The sequence below is a fragment of the Streptosporangium sp. NPDC002524 genome, assembly GCF_040295985.1.
In the GTDB taxonomy this organism is placed as follows: Bacteria; Actinomycetota; Actinomycetes; order Streptosporangiales; family Streptosporangiaceae; genus Streptosporangium.
Genome location: NZ_JBEOWK010000005.1, coordinates 340,861 through 360,752, shown reverse-complemented (window position 1 = coordinate 360,752; position 19,892 = coordinate 340,861). Strand labels below are relative to the sequence as shown.

The 19,892-nt window shown below is 71.6% G+C and carries 16 protein-coding genes; 9 read left to right on the top strand and 7 right to left on the bottom strand.

What is annotated here, in order from left to right:
* The first annotated feature begins 125 nt into the window (after positions 1 to 125).
* Positions 126 to 1,043: an NAD-dependent epimerase/dehydratase family protein gene (locus ABT053_RS11035; protein WP_350968745.1), complete on the top strand. Its 918-nt coding sequence runs from the start codon at positions 126 to 128 to the stop codon at positions 1,041 to 1,043.
* Here ABT053_RS11035 and ABT053_RS11030 read toward each other — a convergent pair.
* On the bottom strand, positions 998 to 1,924 hold the full coding sequence (locus ABT053_RS11030; RefSeq protein ID WP_350968744.1) for a hypothetical protein: 927 nt from the start codon (positions 1,922 to 1,924) through the stop codon (positions 998 to 1,000). The genes ABT053_RS11035 and ABT053_RS11030 overlap by 46 nt on opposite strands.
* A 228-nt stretch (positions 1,925 to 2,152) precedes the next feature.
* Between ABT053_RS11030 and ABT053_RS11025 the strand changes: the two genes are divergently transcribed.
* Together ABT053_RS11025 and ABT053_RS11020 are read left to right on the top strand one after the other, a co-directional pair.
* Positions 2,153 to 3,538 (top strand): LCP family protein, encoded by a 1,386-nt coding sequence (locus tag ABT053_RS11025; RefSeq protein WP_350968743.1) that lies wholly within the window; start codon positions 2,153 to 2,155, stop codon positions 3,536 to 3,538.
* Between the two features lie 175 nt (positions 3,539 to 3,713).
* A complete protein-coding gene (locus ABT053_RS11020; protein ID WP_350968742.1) occupies positions 3,714 to 4,283 on the top strand; it encodes a hypothetical protein in 570 nt (189 codons plus the stop codon).
* Between the two features lie 86 nt (positions 4,284 to 4,369).
* Here the strand turns inward: ABT053_RS11020 and ABT053_RS11015 are convergent, their stop codons facing one another.
* Positions 4,370 to 5,998 (bottom strand): DUF7927 domain-containing protein, encoded by a 1,629-nt coding sequence (locus tag ABT053_RS11015; protein ID WP_350968741.1) that lies wholly within the window; start codon positions 5,996 to 5,998, stop codon positions 4,370 to 4,372.
* Between the two features lie 809 nt (positions 5,999 to 6,807).
* Here ABT053_RS11015 and ABT053_RS11010 point away from each other — a divergent pair.
* Both ABT053_RS11010 and ABT053_RS11005 read left to right on the top strand, forming a co-directional pair.
* Positions 6,808 to 7,773: an ATP-binding protein gene (locus tag ABT053_RS11010; protein WP_350968740.1), complete on the top strand. Its 966-nt coding sequence runs from the start codon at positions 6,808 to 6,810 to the stop codon at positions 7,771 to 7,773.
* Between the two features lie 63 nt (positions 7,774 to 7,836).
* Positions 7,837 to 8,223, top strand: a complete 387-nt coding sequence (locus tag ABT053_RS11005; RefSeq protein ID WP_350968739.1) for an SCO5389 family protein — start codon at positions 7,837 to 7,839, stop codon at positions 8,221 to 8,223.
* A 99-nt stretch (positions 8,224 to 8,322) separates the two neighbouring features.
* On the opposite strand, the gene rnhB is transcribed toward ABT053_RS11005, so the two are convergent.
* Positions 8,323 to 8,991: a ribonuclease HII gene (rnhB, locus tag ABT053_RS11000; protein WP_350968738.1), complete on the bottom strand. Its 669-nt coding sequence runs from the start codon at positions 8,989 to 8,991 to the stop codon at positions 8,323 to 8,325.
* 56 nt (positions 8,992 to 9,047) lie between these two features.
* Positions 9,048 to 10,022 carry a LysR family transcriptional regulator gene (locus ABT053_RS10995; RefSeq protein WP_350968736.1) on the bottom strand — a complete coding sequence of 325 codons (975 nt, stop codon included), beginning with the start codon at positions 10,020 to 10,022 and terminating at the stop codon, positions 9,048 to 9,050.
* Between the two features lie 228 nt (positions 10,023 to 10,250).
* On the opposite strand from ABT053_RS10995, the gene ABT053_RS10990 reads away from it, so the two are divergent.
* Both ABT053_RS10990 and ABT053_RS10985 read left to right on the top strand, forming a co-directional pair.
* Complete coding sequence (locus tag ABT053_RS10990) at positions 10,251 to 11,531, top strand: pyridoxal phosphate-dependent aminotransferase (protein WP_350968735.1); 1,281 nt, start codon at positions 10,251 to 10,253, stop codon at positions 11,529 to 11,531.
* A 173-nt stretch (positions 11,532 to 11,704) separates the two neighbouring features.
* On the top strand, positions 11,705 to 12,349 hold the full coding sequence (locus ABT053_RS10985; protein WP_350968734.1) for a GNAT family N-acetyltransferase: 645 nt from the start codon (positions 11,705 to 11,707) through the stop codon (positions 12,347 to 12,349).
* Positions 12,350 to 12,735: 386 nt separating this feature from the next.
* On the opposite strand, the gene ABT053_RS10980 is transcribed toward ABT053_RS10985, so the two are convergent.
* A complete protein-coding gene (locus ABT053_RS10980; RefSeq protein ID WP_350968733.1) occupies positions 12,736 to 13,224 on the bottom strand; it encodes a hypothetical protein in 489 nt (162 codons plus the stop codon).
* A 303-nt stretch (positions 13,225 to 13,527) separates the two neighbouring features.
* On the opposite strand from ABT053_RS10980, the gene ABT053_RS10975 reads away from it, so the two are divergent.
* A complete protein-coding gene (locus ABT053_RS10975; RefSeq protein ID WP_350968732.1) occupies positions 13,528 to 16,686 on the top strand; it encodes an AfsR/SARP family transcriptional regulator in 3,159 nt (1,052 codons plus the stop codon).
* 314 nt (positions 16,687 to 17,000) lie between these two features.
* Here ABT053_RS10975 and ABT053_RS10970 read toward each other — a convergent pair whose 3' ends face one another.
* Complete coding sequence (locus tag ABT053_RS10970) at positions 17,001 to 18,497, bottom strand: DUF7059 domain-containing protein (RefSeq protein ID WP_350968731.1); 1,497 nt, start codon at positions 18,495 to 18,497, stop codon at positions 17,001 to 17,003.
* A 140-nt stretch (positions 18,498 to 18,637) separates the two neighbouring features.
* On the opposite strand from ABT053_RS10970, the gene ABT053_RS10965 reads away from it, so the two are divergent.
* Positions 18,638 to 18,949 carry a hypothetical protein gene (locus ABT053_RS10965; RefSeq protein WP_344743918.1) on the top strand — a complete coding sequence of 104 codons (312 nt, stop codon included), beginning with the start codon at positions 18,638 to 18,640 and terminating at the stop codon, positions 18,947 to 18,949.
* Positions 18,950 to 19,173: 224 nt separating this feature from the next.
* Here the strand turns inward: ABT053_RS10965 and ABT053_RS10960 are convergent, their stop codons facing one another.
* The gene (locus tag ABT053_RS10960) at positions 19,174 to 19,770 is read right to left on the bottom strand and encodes a TetR/AcrR family transcriptional regulator (RefSeq protein ID WP_350968730.1); all 597 of its coding nucleotides are present in this window, start codon (positions 19,768 to 19,770) and stop codon (positions 19,174 to 19,176) included.
* Between the last annotated feature and the right edge of the window lie 122 nt (positions 19,771 to 19,892).

The window sequence follows — 19,892 nt, the reverse complement described above, 5'->3', positions numbered from 1 at the left end:
GACCTGCGCCCGAACGACCCACCGGACCTGGCGAGCCCAGCGGACCTGAACGACCCGCCGGACCTGAGCGACCCACCGGACCTGACGAGCCCGGCGGGCCCGGCGGGCGGGGACCGAGGATCGCGGTGACGGGCGCCTCCGGATTCGTGGGGGGCGCGGTCTGCCGCGCGGCCGTGGCGCGGGGCTGGACGGTGTCCGCCTTCGGCAGGCGGCCCCGGGTGGACGGCGAGCACGTCGGCGGCGCCCCGTACACCCCGTGGGACCTCCTCGGCCCCCGGCCCGTGACGTTCCCGGGCGAGGGAGAGGTGGACGTGGTGATCCACTGCGCCGGGAGCGTCACGGACTGGGGACCGCCGCGTGACATCTGGGCCGCCAACGTGGACGGCACCCGCAACGCCGCCGCGGCCTTCCCCGGCGCCAGGTTCGTGCACGTCAGCACGGCGAGCGTCTACGACCCGTTCCGGCCGACCGTGATGGCCACCGAGGACGCCGCCCCGGTCGGGCGGTACGCCAACGCGTACGGCGCCTCGAAGGCCGCCGCGGAGAGGTGCCTGGAGCGGGCGGTCGTCCTGCGGCCGCACGCGGTCTACGGCAGGGGGGACACCACGCTGCTCCCCCGGGTGCTCGGCGCGGTCAGGGGCGGCAGGCTGCTCGCGGTGGGCGACGGACGCCAGCGGATCAGCCTGACCTCGGTGGACAACCTCGTCCAGGCCTGCCTACTCGCCGCCGACGGCCCGGTCGACCACGGCGTCTTCAACGTGACCGACGCCGAGCCCGTCGTGCTCGACGACGCCCTGCGCGCGATCCTCGGGGAACGCGGCATCGACGCCGAACCGTACTATCTGCCGCTCGCGCTGGTGGACCCCCTCGCCGCCGTCGCCGAGACCGCGTCGCGGCTGCTCCGGCGCCCGCGCCCGCCCCGGCTGACCCGCTACGCCGCGGGACACCTGGCCGTCGAGCGGACCCTCGACATCACCGCCGCGCGCGCCCGGCTCGGCTACCGCCCCTCGGGAACGTCCTTCGGGGGTTCCGCGGACTGGTGAGCGCGGGCTTCGAACGCCGCCCCCGCGAGCCTGGAGCGAAGGAGCCTGCCCCTGGCGAAGAAGGCCGCCGCCGCCACGAGCAGGCCCAGCGCGAAGATCACCCGGAGGCCGTTCCTCAGGAAGGCGGTCAGCGCGTCGAATATCGCGACCACGGCGGCGTACGACAGGCCACCGGCGACGACACCGGGCAAATAGGCGTTGCGGACCGCGGACATGGCGATCGCCAGCGCGAGCATGCTCGCGGCCAGGCCGAGCCCGGCGCCGATCAGCGCGACGCACCGGTCGCGCATCAGGAGCACCCCCGCGGCGATCAGGACCGGCGACATGCCCACCAGGACCCACCTCAGTGAGATGAGCCCGTCGTAGACCCCGTCGATCATGGTCATCGCGGTGGTGGGCAGCAGCAGGGTGACCGGGTGCGACTCGGGCAGGCGCGCGGCGTCCCTCATCCCGGCGATCTGCAGTTTCCGCTTGACCAGCTCGTACACCGGGGCGAAGTCGTAGCCGACGCCGTCGTCCTCGTCCTCCTCCTGCGCGCTGGGATTCGGGTCGTGGCCCAGGATCGCGAGGAACCGGCGGTGCGTCACCTTGTTGATCTCCACCCAGGCGATGGCGAAGTCGTCGTCGACACCGGCCTTCACCGTCTCGCGGATGAGCTCCCCGCCGACCGAGAGCCCCAGCCCGCGCAGCCGCAGGACGACCTCGTCGGTGACGCGGTTCGTGATGGCGCTCTTGATGGCCGGATGGGCGGCCAGCGGGCTCACGTTGCGGATGTAGCGGCCGGGGTCCGCGATGTCGGTCGCCGCCCAGTGGGCGGTGAGGGCGAAGGGAGCGAGCAGGCATCCGAGCGCGATCAAAATCGAACCGATCACTCTACGCACGGGGCCCCCTAACCGCTTTACCTGGAAATCCCCGCGTTTGCCTGGCAAAACCGGTTGCAGGCTCTTTTTGACGCGAAATTGGAGGTCAGCGTCATCCTGACGGCGAAATCTGGTTTACAAACCTTGACCCACCGCCCTCAGCGCGTCGAACAACCACATAGCCGATTCACCCGAAAACCGTTACTAACCTGCGACGTATTGGGCTGACGGACAGGAGATGTCACGGCGATGGCAGGCAATACGGGGCGAACAGGCGTCGGATCGAGCCTGGCACTGACACTGGGGTCGGCCGTTCTGTGGGGCCTGGCACACATCTGGGTGGGCCGCCGCCTGACCGGCGCCTTCCTGATGGGCGTCGAGCTCACCCTCGCCGGAGCCGCCGCGACCGCCGTACTGACCGCCGGGCCCTCCCTGCTCTCCCTCGCCGTGCAGCCCGCCTGGCTCTGGGTCTTCGCGTTCACCGCGATGCTGGTCGCCGTCGTGGCCGTCGCCGTGATCATCCACTCCTACCTGCTGGTACGGCCGGAGTCGGCGCCTCCCCTGGCCGGATACCTCTCGGCCGCCGCCGTCGGCGTGCTGTGCGTGCTGGTGATCGCCCCCATGGTCTACGCGGCCCGCCTTGCCTACATCTCCCACAACGTCGTGACCTCGGTGTTCGCCGAGAGCGTCACGCCGATCCCGGTGGACCCGTGGAAGGGCCTGGACCGGCTCAACATCCTGCTCGTCGGCGCGGACGCCGCGGCCAACCGGATCGGCGTACGCACCGACAGCATGACCGTGGCCAGCGTCGACACCCGCACCGGCGACACCGTGCTGTTCGGCCTGCCCAGGAACCTGGAGGATGCCCCCATGCCTCCCGGCCCGGCCCGCGACCGCTTCCCCTACGGCTTCCAGGGCGAGCCGCCGTACACCCCGGGCCTGCTCAACGAGGTCTACCAGTACGCCGAGGACTACCCCGAGATGGTCCCCCGGCAGAACAAGCGGCACCGCGGCCCGACACTCCTGAAAAGAACGATCGGCGGCATCCTCGGGCTCGACATCCCCTACTACGCGATGGTCGACATGAGGGGCTTCGTGGAAATCGTCGACGCCATAGGCGGCGTACGGGTCCGCATCAAGGACCCCATCGTGTACGGCAGGCAGAACGAGGGCCTGATCGAGGCGGGCAGGCGGAGACTCTCGGGCGAGGAGGCGCTCTGGTACGGCAGGTCCCGCACCGACAGCGACGACTACGTGCGGATGGGCCGCCAGAAGTGCCTGTTGAACGCCGTCGCCAAACAGGCCGACCCGGTGGCGGTCTTCCAGAGCTTCGAGAAGCTGGCCACCGCCGCCGTGGACGCGATCTCCACCGACATACCCCGGCAGCTGCTGCCCGACCTGGTCGAGCTGGCGGAGAAGGTGAAGGACTCCAGGATCAGGAGCCTCCAGTTCGTCCCACCGCTGATCTACTCGGGTGCGCCCGACTACCACCTGATCAGGCGCGAGGTCATCACCACCCTGGCGGCACCGCCCGCCCCGCCCCGCTCCGTGCCCGCCCTGCAGGCCGGGAACCGGAGGAACGCGAGCGAGCGCGCCGAGACGAACGCCGTCATCCTCGACTCCGCCTGCCACTGACGAATCGGCGCCCCGCCACGCCAGCCGACCAGCCGACCAGCCGACCGACCAGCCGACCGAACGGCGAGCGGATCGGCGCACGACATGCTCGGCGCGTCCGGCGCGTTGAGAGCGCTCACGAGGGTCGGAATGCTGTTATGGAGTGATTACTTAGCGTCACCATGGAGGTTAGAGGATGAAACGTCGCCTGGCGAGCGTGGGCCTGCTCGCCGCAATCGCCGCAATCGCCGCACCCGCTGTTGGAGGGCCCCTCGCCTGGGCCGATCCGGTCCCCTCCGTCTCCATCTCCCTCGACGACGGGGCGAGGGAGATCACCCCGGGCGCGGAGAACACGTACACACTCCGTATCAGCAACCAGGGGACCGCCCAGCTGAAGCGCGTCCTCCTGGTGCAGTCCCTGCCGCCGTCGATGACCTTCGTGAAGGCCGACGCCGGAGGGCAGGTGAAGCAGGGCAAAGTGGCGTGGACGGTGAACGTCCCACCCCAGAAGGACGCCATCGTCCACGTGAGCGCCCGGGTCGGCGCGATCGCGGGGGCCGCGGTGCAGAACCTGGCGACGACGGCCTGCGCCCGCAAGAGCGCCACCGGACCCGTGCTGGTCTGCGCCACGGACATCAACACCGTGGCCGTGCCGGAGAAGACGGCCGACTGGGTCCTGCCGGTCTCGCTGGCCTCCGCGGCCGTCGCGGGCCTGGTCACCGGCGCGTTCCTGCTCCGCCGTCGCCGCCGGGTCCAGCCGGTCTGATCCTCCGGCCGGACTTGAACCGGTCCGGCCGAGCCTGACCCGGTTCGATCCGGCCTCGCTTCGATCCGGCCCCGCTGAGCGCCCGGCTAGAACCTCCCTCGCCGGGCGCTCAGCCTCAGGGCCAGACCGAGGCCGGAGAGCACGAGCCCCACCAGGACCGGCCAGAACGGCAGGCCCGTGAACGGCAGCGTGGGACCGGCCGGTTCCACGCGAGACCAACCGGCGGGACAGGGGATCGAGAAGGACCGCCCCCGGCCCGGCACGCACGACGGGTCGACGGGCCGTTCCGGCACCCGCGCGGGCACCGGAGTCCGCTCCGAGCCGGGAACAGGCGCTGTCCCCGAGGTCCCCGAAGGGCTGGAAGGGGAGCCGGACACCGACGCGGGACCGGAACCGGGAACCGGCCCGGGTGAGGGCGAGGGAACCGAGCCGGGAGCGGGAATCGGCGCGGAACCCGGATCAGGCGTAGACGCGGAACCATCGGCGGACGCCGGAGCGGGCGCCGGCGCGGAAGCCGGTGCGGACGCTGGCACGGAAGCCGGTGCGGAAGCCGGTGCGGAGCCATCGGCGGACGCCGGAGCGGAGGCGTCAGGGGCCGCCGGTGCCGAGGCGGTCTCCACCGGCCGCCTCCCGCAACCGGGACCGCCCGCCCCCGCCGGGCAGCCGTCCCCGGCCTTCACGTCCGCCGCGCCGTCACCCGGCCCGGACACCTCGGGTCCCCTGGGCCCTTCGGGTCCTTCGGATGCCTCGGATCCCTTGGATGTCCCAGATGTGGGCGTCCCCGTGTCCGTCGTCCTCTCGACGGCGACCCGCTGCGCGCAGCCGAGCCCCGCACCGGGCACGGGGGCGGCGAACCTGGCGGACCACGGCACCGGGTCGGGGCAGTTCGTACCGCCCCCCGGAGCCTGGACGGCGCTGTCCAGTGCCCCGTCCCCGGCGCCCGGGGTGCCGACGGTCACGCTGTAGGTGATGGTGACGATCTCGGCCACCGGGATGTCACCGGTCCAGGCCAGCTTCGGCGCGCCGTACGAGAGGGTGCCGCTCGTGACCCGCGCGTCACCGTTGTAGGTCGCGTCGTCGATGACCCGGGAGAGTTCCCCGGTGAGCGTGGCCCCCCGGTAGGCGGCGTTGCCGACGTTGCTGACGGTGATCGTGTAGGTGACCACCTGGCCGGGAACCGCGCTCTCCCTGTCGGCGGTCATGAGGACGTACAGCAGCGGCAGGCCGGGCGCGCCGAGGTTCCCGCAGGCGGGGTCGATGGACCCGGCCGCGCAGTTGGAGCCCTCGGGACCGACCAGCTCGCCGGAGAGCCGCAGATCTCCCGCCGGAGGGTCGTCCACCGTGACGCCGTAGGTGACCGTCACCGTCTGACCGGCGGCCACGTCACCGGTCCAGGTCACCTCGGGCGCGGCGAAGGAGACCGTGCCCGACGTGGCCGACTGGTCGTGGTCGAAGCGCGCGTCGTCGAGCAGGCCCGACAGGTCGTCGGTGAAGGTGAAGTCCGAGCGGCGGGTGTCACCGGTGTTGCGCAGCCTGACGGTGTAGGTGATCCTCTGGCCGGGCTTGGCGAGGACGGGCCAGGCCGTCTTGGTGATCCGGACCCTCGGCTCCCTGACCTCCGGCTCCCCGCCCCTCGCCGTCGCACGGCTCTCACCACCGAAGCCACCCCGCGCGCCCCGCCTCCCCACCACGGACGTGCCCCGCTTCTCCCTCACGGACGCGACCCGCCTCCCTGTCACGGACGCGTCCCGCTTCCCTGTCACGGACGCACTCCGCTTCCCCGCGACGGACGCGACCCGCTTTCCCGTCACGGATGGTGAGGGCGCTTCCGCCACACCCGCTCCGGGTGCGGCGAGAGCGGGCGACGGCGTCACGAACACCGCGAGCGCCACCCCGCACGCGGCGAACCCACCGGCCCGCCGCCCACCGGCCCGCCACTCGGAGGCCCGCCGCTCTGAAGCCCGCAACCCGGAAGCCCGCCACCCGGGAACCCCCCGGCCGGAGACCCACCACCCGGAAAACCGCCGTTCAGGAACCCGCCACGCGGAGAACCGCCGCCCGGAGACCCCTTGCCCGGAGAACCGTCGCCCAGGAACCCGCCGCATGGAAACGCGACGCGACCAGGTACCGATACGTACCACCAAAGCCCCTTGCTGACCCTTGTCCACGACCTCGCCGGGGGGCTCAAGATCAACCGACTCGGGGTGGGATACCCGGACCGGCCGGATCCGATCGGCGCCGGTGGTAAACATCCGGCCCGCCGATCCCCAAGGGGGTTGCCGAGTCCGTACAGGAGACCTCGAAGCGGTAACGGCGGATCTTTGTCACCGGTCATGACATGGCAGCTGTTTTCCCTCACCCCTTTCGTCAGCACCCGTCATGAGAGATCACCCTCATCCGCGTTCGCGACACGAGCGCGTCCCCCTCACTCCTCGCGATACGCGCCCCACGCCCCCGCCCGCCGTGGCATGATGAGCCCCCAGAGGGATTGAAATGATTTTCATAATCAGATTGGATCGTCGTTATGAGGGTGGCGTTCGTTGGTAAGGGCGGCAGCGGCAAGACGACCCTGTCGGCGCTTTTCGCGAGATACACCGCGAGCCGGGGCGGCCCCGTCGTGGCCGTCGACGCCGACATCAACCAGCACCTGGGCATGGCGCTGGGGCTGGCCGAGGGTGCGCTGCCGAGGCCGATGGGCTCGCACCTGACCGAGATCAAGGAATACCTGCGGGGCGACAACCCCCGCATCTCGTCGGCCTCCGCGATGGTCAAGACCACCCCGCCGGGGTCCGGCTCGCGGCTGCTCCGCCTCGACGAGCGGGACGACCCGATCCACACCGGATTCTCCGTCCCCACGCCCGAGGGGCCCCGGCTCATGGTCACCGGGCCGTTCGACGAGGACGACCTGGGGGTGGCGTGCTACCACTCCAAGGTCGGCGCGGTGGAGCTCTACCTGAACCATCTGCTCGACGGCGCGGGCGAGTACGTCGTGGTCGACATGACGGCCGGGGCCGACTCCTTCGCCTCGGGACTGTTCACCCGCTTCGACATGACCTTCCTGGTGGCCGAGCCGACCCGCCAGGGCGTGAGCGTCTACCGCCAGTACCGCGACTACGCCGCCGACTACGGCGTGCCGGTCGCGGTCGTGGGCAACAAGGTCCACGGTCCGGGAGACGTGGCGTTCCTGCGCGACCAGGTCGGCGACGACCTGCTGGTCTGCCTGGAGCACTCCGCGGCGATCCGCGCGATGGAGCAGGGCCGCCCCTTCACCCTCCGGGACCTCGAACCGGCCAACTCCCGGGCCCTGGGCACGATTCTCGACCATCTCGACACCCAGGAGAAGGACTGGTTCCGCTTCGGGCGCCAGGCCGTGCAGTTCCACCTCCGCAACGCGGAGGCCTGGGCGAACAGGGCCACCGGCCAGGATCTGGCGGCCCAGATCGATCCCGGCTTCGTCTTCGGGCCCACGCGAGTGTCGCTCTCCCGCTAGATGGAGCGTTCCGCGAGCCCGACCTAGTGTCTGATGAATCCCCTTCTGTGAGGAGAACGCAGCATGTCGCTGACCGTTTCGAACGATCTTCTCGACCAGGCCAAGGCCGGTGAGGTGGACGACGCGGCATTCGTCACCTGTGTCAGAGACTCCCTTCCGTACGCCTGGGCGCTCATCACCGGCCTGGTCAAGGAACGCGAGCAGACCGGTGCCGAGTTCGCCGACAACACGGTGCCCCCGCCGGACGAGGCCGCTCGCGGGCAGCTCCTGCGCGCCCTCGCCAGCGACGCCATGCGCGGCGCCCTGGAGCGCCACTTCGGGGTACGGCTGGCCTTCCAGAACTGCCACCGGGTCGCCGTCTTCGACCCGTCCGCCACCGGCGCCCACGCGGAGTTCGTCACCGCAAGGTCGCAGATCCTCAACCAGACGCCCGAGCTGGTCGACTGCTGACGACCTCGCCGGACGTCCTCGAAGATCCTGAAAGATCCCCAGGGATCCTCAGAGATTCCCAGAGATCCCTAGAGATCCCGGAAACCAGAAGAAAGGTGTCTATCCGAAGAGCCCGAGCTGGCCCTCTCCGGCCAGCGGGTTGCGATGTCTCTTGAGGTGGCGCCACCGGGGAAGGTCGTCCAGATAGGACCAGGACAGGCGGTGATGCTCCGTCGGGCCGAGAGCGGCCAGCGCCGCCTGGTGGACCGGTGAGGGGTAGCCCGCGTTATCGGCGAACCCGTACTCCTCGAAACCCAGCGAGGCCATGTAGGTGTCCCGCCGGACCTTGGCGATCACCGAGGCGGCGGCCACCGAGACGCAGGAGAGATCGCCCTTGATCTCGCACCTGACCGGCCAGGGCGCGCCCAGATAGTCGTGCTTCCCGTCCAGGACGACCACGTCGGGCCGGACGGGAAGCCCGGCCAGCGCCCTCCTGGCCGCCCTGCGCAGGGCCTCGGTCATCCCGAGCGCGTCGATCTCCTCGTGGGACGCCTCGCCGTACCCGATCCCGGTCGCCCAGGCGGTGATCTCGGTGACCATGGCGGTACGGCGGGCGGGGGTGAGCAGTTTCGAGTCGGTGAGCCCGGCGGGCGGTTCCGACAGGTCGGTGACCACGGCGCAGACCGCCACCGGACCGGCCCAGGCACCGCGCCCGACCTCGTCCACCCCGGCGACCAGTTTGGAACCGCCGTCGTTCAGCAACCGTTCGAGCGCGTAGGTGGGAGGCACGTGCCGACGTTACCGGGCCGCGCCCCCCAGGGCGTCCCGGATCGGACATCCCCCGATCAGGCGGGGTCCTCGAACTCCGGCCGAGGCTCCGAACGTTCCCGGGAGGCCGGTTCGACCCCCTCCAGGTCGGCGGCGAGGAGCCGGGCGGCGACGTGGACGGCCCGGAGGGTGACGGAGACGGCGGGGCGGTGGACGCTGGACGATCGGGCGACGGCGTGCACGACCCGGCCCACCGCCGGCCCGGGAAACCGGCGGACGGCGATGCCGCGCACCCCGGCGGCGAGCGCCAGGGCGGGGACGGCCGCGATGCCGATGCCCTTGGCGACCAGGCCGATGATCGTGCCCAGCCCCTCGAACTCCCAGGGCACCGGCCGGTGACCGCCGACGTCGGCCATCAGCCGGTCCACCGCCAGCCGGGAGGGCTCGCCGTCCGGGGTGGCCATCCAGGGCTCGTCCCGCAACTCCCACAGGTCGACCGGGACGTCGGGGGAGGCGAGCCGGTGCCTGCGCGGCACCACGAGCACCAGCGGGTCGCGCAGCAGCGGGAAGACCCGCACGGTGTCGGGCTCGCGCATCCGGCCGTGCCAGTCGTCGATCAGGGCGATGTCCACCTCGCCCGACCGCACCTCGCGCATCCCGCGCCCCGAGCGGCCCTGTCCCATCCGCAGGGTGAGCTCGCCGTGCTGGCGCAGCGTCCTGGCCAGCGCGGGCGCGAAGGCCACCGCGGCGGTCGGGAAGGCGGTCACGGTGACCCGCCCCGAGGGGGTCGCGGCCTGGGCCGACAGGTCGGACTCGGCGCTCTCCACCATGGCCAGGATGCGCTCGGCGTGCTCGACCAGGCGGCGGCCCGCGTCGGTCAGCTCCGCGCTCCTCGCGGTCCTGTCGATCAGCACGGCGCCCGCCTCGCGCTCCAGCGCGGCCAGCTGCTGCGAGACCGCCGAGGGGCTGTAGCCGAGGGAGGCCGCGGTGGCCGCGATGCTGCCCCGGCGAGCGAACTCGCAGATCAGGGCGAGTCTCCGCAAATCAAGCATCAGTTTTCCTTACGCCCACCCACGACAACCGAAGCTTGTCCTGATGCACCCCATCCCACCAGGCTTGGAGACACGGCACAACGGCCCGCGCCACTCCGCGAACGGCCCGCGCCACACCGCAGAACAGGCAGAACAGGCAGAACAGGCAGAACAGTCCGCACCGTTCCGCGGACGGCACAGACCGCACGGACATTTCGCATCGCTCCACGACAAGGCAGGAACCCCGCGATGAGCGTCACACTTTCCGCCACCCTGGCGGCCAACGAGGACATCGAGCGAAGACGGCGCGCCGGTGAGCGCGTGCTGAACCTGGCCTTCGGTGAGGCGGGCCTGCCCGTGCATCCGGCTCTGAGCGAGCGGCTGGCCGCGGCGTCCGGCCTCAACGGCTACGGACCCGTCGCCGGCGCGCCCGCGCTGCGCGAGGCGGCCTCCGGCTACTGGTCGCGGCGCGGCCTGCCCACCGACCCCGGCCTGGTGGTCTGCGGCCCCGGGAGCAAGCCCCTGCTGTACGGCCTGCTGCCGGCGATCGGCGGCGACATCGTGCTGCCGATGCCGAGCTGGGTCAGCTACGCGGCCCAGACAGAGCTGGCCGGGGCGCGTTCCCTGCTCGTCCCGACGCCCCCCGGCGAGGGCGGGGTGCCGGATCCCGAGCGCGTGACGGCGGCGGTCGGACGTGCCCGCGCCCAGGGACGCGACGTGCGCTCGCTGCTGGTCACGCTTCCCGACAACCCCAGCGGGACGCTGGCCGGGGCGGCGACGATCCGGCGGATCGCCGAGGTCGCCCGCGAACTCGACCTGACGATCATCTCCGACGAGATCTACCGCGACCTGGTCCACTCCCCGGACAGCGGCTTCCTCAGTCCCGCCGACGTGGCTCCCGAGCGGACCGTGATCACCAGCGGGCTCAGCAAGAGCCTCGCCCTGGGCGGCTGGCGGATCGGCGTGGCCCGGCTCCCCTCACCCGCCCTGCGCGACCGGCTCCTGGCGGTGGCGAGCGAGATCTGGTCCAGCCCCGCCGCGCCGGTCCAGCAGGCCGCGGCGTACGCCTACACCGAGCCGCCGGAGCTCGTCGAGCGGGTGAGCCGGAGCCGCGAGCTGCACGGCGCGGTGGCGCGGGCGGTGTACGAGCGGTTCGTCCGCGCGGGCGTACGGGTGGACGCGCCGCGGGGCGGTTTCTACCTCTACCCCGACTTCACCGGGCTCGACGTCGCGTCCTCCGCCGACCTGGCCGCGTACCTGCTCGACCGGCACGGCGTCGGGGTGCTCCCCGGCCACGTATTCGGCGACGACCCGGCGGCCCTGCGGGTGCGGGTGGCGACCAGCCTCCTGTACGGCGAGACGGCGCGGCGGCGGCTGGCCGCGCTCGACGCGCCCGACCCCCTGGCGCTGCCCTGGATCTCGGCCTCGCTGGACCGGCTGGACGAGGCGCTGACCGGCCTGTTCGCGAGGCGGGGAACACCCCCGGCTCCCGTGGGCGTCCCGCTCGGCGCGGCCCCCGCGACGGGGTGATCGCGGCCCGCCGGAAACGCCCTGCGAACGGACGTTCCCGGAGTGGCGTCAGCGGTTCTGACCTGGTATCTCTTACCCTGAAGGCTCACGGGCCACGTGCGTTCCTCGATGCTCACCAAGATGTCTCGTGTCGTTTGGTATCAGGCAGGGGAAAGAGCCCTCATTATGTGCTCATGCCCGCTTTCGTCACCCTGTCCGGGCGCCTCGTGCGCCTGGAACCGCTCAGCCTCGCGGTCGTCGACGACCTCGTCGCCGCGGCGAGTGAAGACCGTTCTACCTACGCCTTCACTCGTGTCCCCCATGGCCGGGACGAGATGGTCTCCTACGTGGAGGCCGCTCTGGCTGAGCAGGCGGAGGGCCGCACGATGCCCTTCGCCATCCGGTGGCTGCACACCGATCGCGTGGTCGGTGCCACCCGTCTCATGCACCTGGAATATTGGCAGGGCCCCATGCCCTGGCCGCCGGGCGCCCGTGGGGCGGTGGGCGATGTCCCGTCCGTGGCGGACATCGGTTACACCTGGCTCTCCGCCTCCGCGCAGGGAACCGGCGTCAACCGCGAGAGCAAGTATCTGATGCTCTCCCTCGCCTTCGAGACCTGGCAGGTCCACCGCATAACCCTCAAGGCCGATATACGGAACGTACGCTCCCGGGCCGCCATCGAAGCCCTCGGCGCGCACCTCGACGGTGTGCGGCGGGCGGAGAGCCGAGGCGCCGACGACACGGTCCGAGATACCGCGTACTACTCCATCCTGAGTGACGAATGGCCGGTCGTCCGAGAACGGATGCACGCGCGGATGGGCCTGGTCGAAGCCGCGTGAGACGGACACCCGACCTGCGGTATTACGAGAGACAGCGGACGATTGAAAAGGATAGAAAGCTAGAAATTACACAGAAAGCACATACTGGAGAAAACAGTATTTCAATTGCCTAATGGAACAAAAGGCCCGCCCGGGGGTTCCGGGCGGGCCTGTTGTTCCTCCGGCGCCGCACGCGAGTCGCGGCTCGCGTGGTCAGCGGGTCGGCTCGCGTGGTCAGCGGGTCGGCTCGCGTGGTCAGCGGGTCGGCTCGCGTGGTCAGCGGGTCGAACGGAGATCGCGGGCGAGGGGAGGAGATTCGTCTACCGGTACCGCCGGGCGGTTTCACCGGCCCCCACCGGATTCACCGCCCCCACCGGATTCACCGGCCCCCGCCGGAAGCCCCGGGGTCACTCATCGTCGTCGGACTCGACCTCGTAGATGTAGCGCCACTTGCCGCACAGCGTCTTCTTGGCGTCGTGCTTGTCCCAGTAGCAGACCCTGACCTGCAGGTTGTCGATGTCGTCCGCGACGTAGTGGAAGTTCTGGTAGCCGCTGGTGCCGCACTTGCGGGCCCAGGAGTAGTTCTCGTCGCCGTCGTGGGTCTCGAACTTGAACTGGGCGTAGCCGCAGAGCCAGTTCGGCGAGTACTTGTCGTAGAGCCGTCCCCGGACGTGGAGGCGGTCGTCATCGTCGAGCGAGACGCTGCCCCGGGCGCGGGCACGGGAGTCGTCGTAGTACTTGGAGTAGTAGTAGCCCCAGGGCTCCTCGTCATAGCTGCTCGCGGAGGCGGGAGCGGCGGTGGAGGCGGAGGCGGGGGTGGCGAGGGCGGGAACACCGATCGCGATGACGGCGGTGGCGGCGGCGAGACCGAGGAGCTTGGTGATCGAGCGGCGCATGGTGGTTCTCTCCTTGAGGGGTGCGGCTCCCGGCTTGCTGAGGAGCCATGGCTCATTGATAGGCCCCGGTGCCTGCATCGCACTTACAGCCCCTTTATCCATGCCTGCAATCCACTGACTTGTCGGGCATGGCCGCCCCCGTATGGGGCCATGCCCGACGACATCAGCATCGGGGGCACGGCTCAACAGCCGATTGACGAGTAATCAACGTCTCGGCGAACAAGCAAGCCTCTACCTACGGGGTAAGCAAGGGAGGATCTATCATTTGGCCATAAAACTTCCCATTGGGCGGAGATTCAAGAAATGGCTGTTCAGGGCAGCGGAGACGGATTGCGGTTCGCCGTGCTCGGTCCTGTCCAGGCATGGCGCGACGGTTCCGAGCTCGATCTGGGCACCCCACTGCAACGTTCCATCCTGGCGATGCTCCTGCTGAGGGAGGGCCGGGCGGTCACGCCCGCCGAGATGATCGACGCGATCTGGGGGGAGGAGGCCCCGCCCCGCGCGCTCGGCGCGCTGCGCACCTACGTCTCCCGGCTGCGCGCGGTGCTGGAGCCCGGCCGGTCGCCGCGCACCCGCCCCGAGCTGCTCACCTCCGTCGGCAGGGGGTACGCGCTGCGGCTGAACGGCGGCTCCCTCGACCTGCTCTCCTTCGAGCACGGCGTCCAGGAGGCGGAGACCGCGCGCCGCGAGGGCGATCCGGCGCGGGCCGCGGAGAGCCTGCGCGCGAGCCTGGCGCTCCACACCGGCGAGCCGCTCGCCGGGGCCGTCGGCCCGTACGCCGAACACCAGCGCGGGCGGCTCGCCGAGCGCCGGATGAGCGTGCTCGAAGCCCTGATGGACCTGGACCTGGAGCTGGGCAGGCACGCCGACGTCCTGTCCGAGCTGATCGCGCTGACCGGCGACCACCCGCTGCGCGAGCGGCTCCGCGCCCAGCTGATGCTGGCCTACTACCGGTGCGGGCGCAGGGCGGAGGCGCTGGCGGCCTTCGCCGACACCCGCGCCACGCTGATCGAGGAGCTGGGCATCGAGCCGGGCTCCGACCTGAAGAGCATGCACCAGCGCATCCTCACCGGCGACCCGGGCCTCGCACCGGTCCCGGCCGACCCGCCGGCACGGCCCGCCGAAACCGTCAGGGCCGCCGAGACCGCGGAACCCGCGGCGCGGGAAGGTTCCACGCCGAAGCCGGCCCAGGAACCCGACCCCGAGGCCGCGAGGACGCCGGAGGCGCGGGCGACGGCGACGAGCCCGGAGCTGCCACGACCGGAGCTGCCACGACCGGCGCAGCTTCCCGCCGGCGCGAACGACTTCACCGGCCGCCGCCAGATCATCGCGCGGCTGCGCACGCTGCTGTCGGTCCAGGACGGCTCCGAGGGCGTGCCGGTGGCGGCCATCTCCGGCATCGGCGGCGTGGGCAAGACGGCCCTGGCCGTGCACGTCGCCCACGCCATGCACGACCTGTTCCCCGACGGCCAGCTCTACGCCGACCTGCGCGGGTACGGCGAGGAGCCGACCGCGCCCGAGTCGGCGCTCGCGGCCTTCCTGCGCGGGCTCGGCCTGCCCGCCGACGCCATCCCCGACGGCCTGGCCGAGCGGTCGGCGCTGTTCCGCTCGCTCCTCGCCGACCGGCGGATGCTCGTGCTGCTGGACAACGCGCGCGACGCCGCCCAGGTGAGCCAGCTGCTCCCCGGCTCGGCCGGATGCGCGGCGATCGTGACCAGCCGGGGCAAGCTCGCCGACCTGGCCTCGGCCAGGCTGGTCGACCTGGACGTCATGGAGCCGGAGGAGGCTCTCGCGCTGTTCGGCATCGTCGCCGGCGTGGAGAGGGTGGAGGCCGAGCGCGCCGCCGCCATGGACGTGGTCGCCGCCTGCGGTTTCCTGCCGCTCGCGGTGCGGATCGTGGCGGCGCGCCTGGCCGCGAGGCCGTCCTGGACGGTCGCCTCCCTGGTGCCCCGGCTCGCCGACGAGCGCCGCCGCCTGGACGAGATGCGCGTGGGCAACCTCGCGGTGGAGGCGACCTTCGCCCTCGGGTACGGCCAGCTCACCCCCGCCCAGGCCCGCGCGTTCCGGCTGCTCTCGCTGCCCGGGGGCCCGGACATCTCGGTCGGGGCCGCCGCGGCGCTGCTCGCGCTGGACCCGATGGACACCGAGGACGTCCTGGAGTCCCTGGTGGACACCAGCCTGCTCGAAGCCCCCGCTCCCGGCCGCTACCGCTTCCACGACCTGCTCAAGCTCTTCGCCCGCCGCGTCGCGGAACGCACCGAGAACGCGACGGAGGAGAGCTGCGCCGCGGGCGAGACGAAGCGGGGGGAGCGGCGCGGGTCCGGGGTGAGCGTGACCATCGGCGGGGAGGGCGAGGCGGCGCTGCGCCGGTTGCTCGACTTCTACCTGGCGTCCGCGCGCTCGGCGCACCGCCTCGCCTACGAGGGCAGCACGATGGCCGACCGGCTGGGAGTCACCGGGACCGGTCACGCTTTCGCCTCCGCCGACGAGGCGGTGGCCTGGCTCTCGGTGGAGGCGGAGTCGCTGTTCGCGTCGATCGCCCAGGTGACCTGCGCGGACAAGGCCGACGAGCTGCTGCCGGGGGCCGACCTGCTGCTCGCCATGGAGCCGCTGCTGGAGTCGGGGAGCCACGTCCGCGAGTTCGAGAGCCGCACGCGGGAGATGCTGGCCGTCGCGCGGCGGATCGGCGCCGTCTCCAGCGAGCTGCGCTGCCGCTACGTGCTCGGGCGGGTGCTGTTCGGCGCCAACCGGCTGGCCGAGGCGGAGGAGGAGTTCCGTACGTCGCTGGAGATGTCGGCCGGAGGCGACAGCATCGTCACCGGCGAGGCGCTCAACGCGCTGGCCGTCGTGGCCGGGCGCCGGCGCCGCCACCGGGAGGCCCTCGCCTGGTTCGGCTCGGCGCGCGAGGCGTTCAGGGAGGCCGGGGCGCGGGGCGGGGAGGCCCTCACCCTCAGCTACTCCGCCCGCGACCACCTGTTCCTGGAGCAGCCGAAGGAGGCGATCGCCGCCGCCGAGCAGGGGCTCGCCCTGTTCATCGAGATGGGCTCCAGCGCGGGCACCGCCAGGGCCCGCTACCACCTGGGGATGATCCTGTCGCGGGTCGGCCGGCTGAACGAGGCGGTCCACCACCACGCCGAGTGCCTCGCCTTCTTCAGGGCGAGCAGGCAGCGGGTCTGGGAGCAGCGGGTCTGCTCCCGGCTGGCGGAGACGTTCATCAGCGCGGGCCGCTTCACGGACGCGGCCCGTCACGCGGAACAGGCGCTCACCGTGAGCCGGGAGATCAGCCACCCGTACGGCGAGGCGCAGGCGCTGTGGGTGCTAGGCAAGGCGCTCAACGGTCTCGGCCGGGCCGAGCGTGGCCGGGGATGCCTCGAACGCGCCCACGACCTGTTCGGCAGGCTCGGGGCGCCCGAGGCCGAGGATCTGCGTCTTCTGCTGGAGCGCGACCAGGTCGACAGCTGATGCCAGGCCGTCGTACAGGTCGTCGTCGAGACGCGTCATCCAGACGTGGTTGATCACCGGCGTTCCCCTCGAAGTCAGGCCCCGCGGTTCGGGATGGGCGTGGAGGTCCGGCCGGCCGTCTGACCCGGGCGACGCGTAGGGGGCCCGGTCATCCGGTGCGTCGCTCGCGGGTCGGCCGCCTCACTGTGACGGTCGGCCGGACGTGGCACGGACCCTTCACCCCCCGGGTCCGTGCCCCACGACCAGAGCCTCTCCCACGGCGTTTGCCATCCGATTGACAAGTGATAGCGGCGATATCCACAGCCTGTGGACGATCACCCTGTGGATATGTGGAAAAACCCTTCGGCGATCAGTGGACGGAGGGCGGCGGGAGCCTTTCTCCGCAGGTCGTCGTGGTCCTCACCGGTCAGTTCCGCGATCGCGGCGAGCAGCGGGTCCAGTGGATAATCGCCGTCGCAGACCCCCGCGAGGGCGGCTTCCACGGTCCCGACCGTCGCGGCGCGGCGCAGCCCCGAGGTCTGCCGCAGCACGATGCGCGCCGGGTCCTCGGCGCCCGGCGGGCCGACCCGCTCCTCCAGCACCCCCTCGGCCAGCACGAGCCTGGAGCCGAGCAGCTCGGCGTCGGCCATCCGGTGGGCCGTGGTGACCGCGCCGAGCACCTCGTCCACGTATCCGCCGACGGGCAGCTCCACCGGGTGCCCGTACTCCTCGACCCGCACGACGGGGTCGAGGCTCCCGGAGTCGTGCAGCGTGATCCAGCCGAAGCCGATCCCGGTGACGTCCGCGGCCTCGAACCAGCCGAGCCAGTCGTCGTAGAGCTCGCGGTGGCGCGGGGTGCCCTGCTCGGCGGCGTCCCGCAGCCACAGCTCGACGTACTCGGCGGGATCCTGGACGTCGCGCTGCACCACCCAGCCGTCGCAGCCGGTCCCGGCGAGCCAGCCGCCCACCCGGTCGCGCCAGTCCTCGCCGCCGACGTGCAGCCAGTTGGCCAGCAGGTGGCAGGTGCCGCCGGGCGCGAGATGGCGGGGCGCCAGGCGTACGAGGTCGCGGCAGAAGTCGTCGGCGTGGAAGCCCGACTCGCGGTAGGTGAACCGGCCCGCCGGGGAGATGACGAACGGCGGGTTGGAGACGATCAGGTCGAAGCGGTCGTCCTCGACGGGGTCGAACAGGGAGCCCCGCCGGGCGTCGACGCCGGTGACCCCGGACAGCGCCCAGCTGAGCCCGGCCAGCTCCAGCGCGCGCGGGTTGACGTCGGTGGCCGTGATCTCCTCGGCCCTGCCGTCCAGGTGGAGGACCTGCACCCCGCACCCGGTACCGATGTCCAGGGCGCGCCCGACGGGGCGGCGGGAGGCCAGCTGGGCCAGGTTCGCCGAGGCGCCGCCCGCGCCGACGACGTGGTCCGGGCGCAGGGCCGGGTCGCCCGGCCTGACCTTCCGGTCGGAGACGACATAACCACCGGAGCCACTGGAGCCACCGGCGCTGTCGGAGCCACTGGTGCCGTCGGTCTCCCAGGGCTGCAGGTGGACCGCGGAGGTGACCCGGCCGTCCTCGACGGTCACCAGGCCCGCGGCGGCCAGCTCCTCCGCGGCGAGGCCCGCGGGCATCCTCCGCGCCTCCACGGGAACGCCGAGCCACCACAGCCGGATCAGGGTGGCGAGCGGGTCGCCGTCCGCGGTGGCGCGCAGGGCGGGGATCGTCTCCTCACGGGAGAGGGCGGTGGCGGCGACGTCGCCGAGACGCTCGCGGACGCCGTCGATGGTGTAGCCGGTGTCGAGCAGGAGCCCCCTGAGCCGGCCGAGCAGATCGTTCACCGGGCAATCCTCGCACCGGGGACGTCCGGATGCTCCCGGTGATGAGACTGTTACCCATCGGGGTAAGCGATCTGCAAGCGGACTTCAAGTGGAAAGCGGTACTTCTTGGGAGCCGCACCACACGCTTCAAAGGATCCATGATGCTGATCCCCTGCTTCGCCTGCGAGTCCCGTTTTCATCCCGACGAGTATTTCCGCGCCTGCCACGACTACCACCGTGGCAAGGACCTGGTCGCGTGGACATGCCCGCGGTGTGGCAACCAGGATGAGTTACGGGTCTTCCCGGGAGAGCTGGGGTTCGGCTACGCACGGCGTGGCAGGTTCGACGTCTCCGACCGGGTGCGGGTGCCCGGCCTGCGGCGCCGGCGCCAGGACCTGCGGTTGGACATCTCGCTGGACGAGGACGTCTGGCGGGTGTCGACGCGGACGCGTCAGCTTGTGGGAGCGCACTGAGACCGCTCCGGCCCGGAAAAGCCCCCGTGATCCGGGCCGGAGTATCAGTGACACCCGCAGAGCGGGCAACGCTCGGAGCGGCCGTACGGGGACGGGCCGCTCGAAGAGTCGAGAACTTTCAGAGGGTCAAGCCGCTCAGGGGCATGCGGTGACGGCCGCTCATGCCGCAACGGTGACGGCCGCTCAGGGGTCTGTCGGTCAGGGGTCTGTCGGTCAGGGGTCTGTCAGGGGGTTTGCTGCCGCAGGCTCTGCCAGGCCGCCTCGCGGAGGCCGCCGATCTCCTCGGGGGTGGGCTGGTGCGCGCCGGCGAACCACAGGCGGCACATCTCGGTGGCCGGTCCCAGCCAGAGCACGTAGCACATCGTCGGGTGGACGGGCTGGAGCAGGCCGTCCTTCATGTGCGGGCGCCACCAGTCGGAGACCTTCCTGAAGAACGCCCTGCGCGACTCCGACACCTCGGTGCCGCCCGGCTCGTCACGCCTGGGCGGCCGCTCGCTGATCAGCAGGTGGGCGCGCTCGCGGTGCTCGCCGCACCAGGACATGTGCAGCGCGACGATGGCCTCGATGCCTCCCCGCGCGCTCTCGTGACGCTGGAGCTCGGCGAGGAACGCGTCCTGGTACATGCGCAGGGTCTCGGCGTACAGGACGCCGAAGACGTGTTCCTTGCTGGCGAAGTGGTGGTAGAAGCTGCCGACGCTGACGCCGCTCTCCTCACGGAGGCTGGCCAGCGTGGTGGCCGAGACCCCGTCCTGGCTGAATCGGCGCAGGGCACCCTCGACGATCCTGGTGCGGCCGTCGCGTCCGCTCTTGGCAGTCTTCACGGATCCCATGGTGGAGCAACAGAACCTTGTTCCGCAAACTGCCCGGGGAACGGCTTGGACCACGTCGATCGTACCGTCTTGATCCGGGAGCCCGGATCGTCACCCCGGATGTCCGGTCCCCG

What these genes read in the sequence shown, in the direction of transcription:
- ABT053_RS10980 (WP_350968733.1), bottom strand. Translation starts at nt 13,224, where the DNA reads ATGCGCCGCTCGATCACCAAGCTCCTCGGTCTCGCCGCCGCCACCGCC.
- ABT053_RS11020 (WP_350968742.1), top strand. Translation starts at nt 3,714, where the DNA reads ATGAAACGTCGCCTGGCGAGCGTGGGCCTGCTCGCCGCAATCGCCGCA.
- ABT053_RS10985 (WP_350968734.1), top strand. Translation starts at nt 11,705, where the DNA reads ATGCCCGCTTTCGTCACCCTGTCCGGGCGCCTCGTGCGCCTGGAACCG.
- ABT053_RS11010 (WP_350968740.1), top strand. Translation starts at nt 6,808, where the DNA reads ATGAGGGTGGCGTTCGTTGGTAAGGGCGGCAGCGGCAAGACGACCCTG.
- ABT053_RS11005 (WP_350968739.1), top strand. Translation starts at nt 7,837, where the DNA reads ATGTCGCTGACCGTTTCGAACGATCTTCTCGACCAGGCCAAGGCCGGT.
- ABT053_RS10990 (WP_350968735.1), top strand. Translation starts at nt 10,251, where the DNA reads ATGAGCGTCACACTTTCCGCCACCCTGGCGGCCAACGAGGACATCGAG.
- ABT053_RS11025 (WP_350968743.1), top strand. Translation starts at nt 2,153, where the DNA reads ATGGCAGGCAATACGGGGCGAACAGGCGTCGGATCGAGCCTGGCACTG.
- ABT053_RS10975 (WP_350968732.1), top strand. Translation starts at nt 13,528, where the DNA reads ATGGCTGTTCAGGGCAGCGGAGACGGATTGCGGTTCGCCGTGCTCGGT.
- ABT053_RS10965 (WP_344743918.1), top strand. Translation starts at nt 18,638, where the DNA reads ATGCTGATCCCCTGCTTCGCCTGCGAGTCCCGTTTTCATCCCGACGAG.
- ABT053_RS10995 (WP_350968736.1), bottom strand. Translation starts at nt 10,022, where the DNA reads ATGCTTGATTTGCGGAGACTCGCCCTGATCTGCGAGTTCGCTCGCCGG.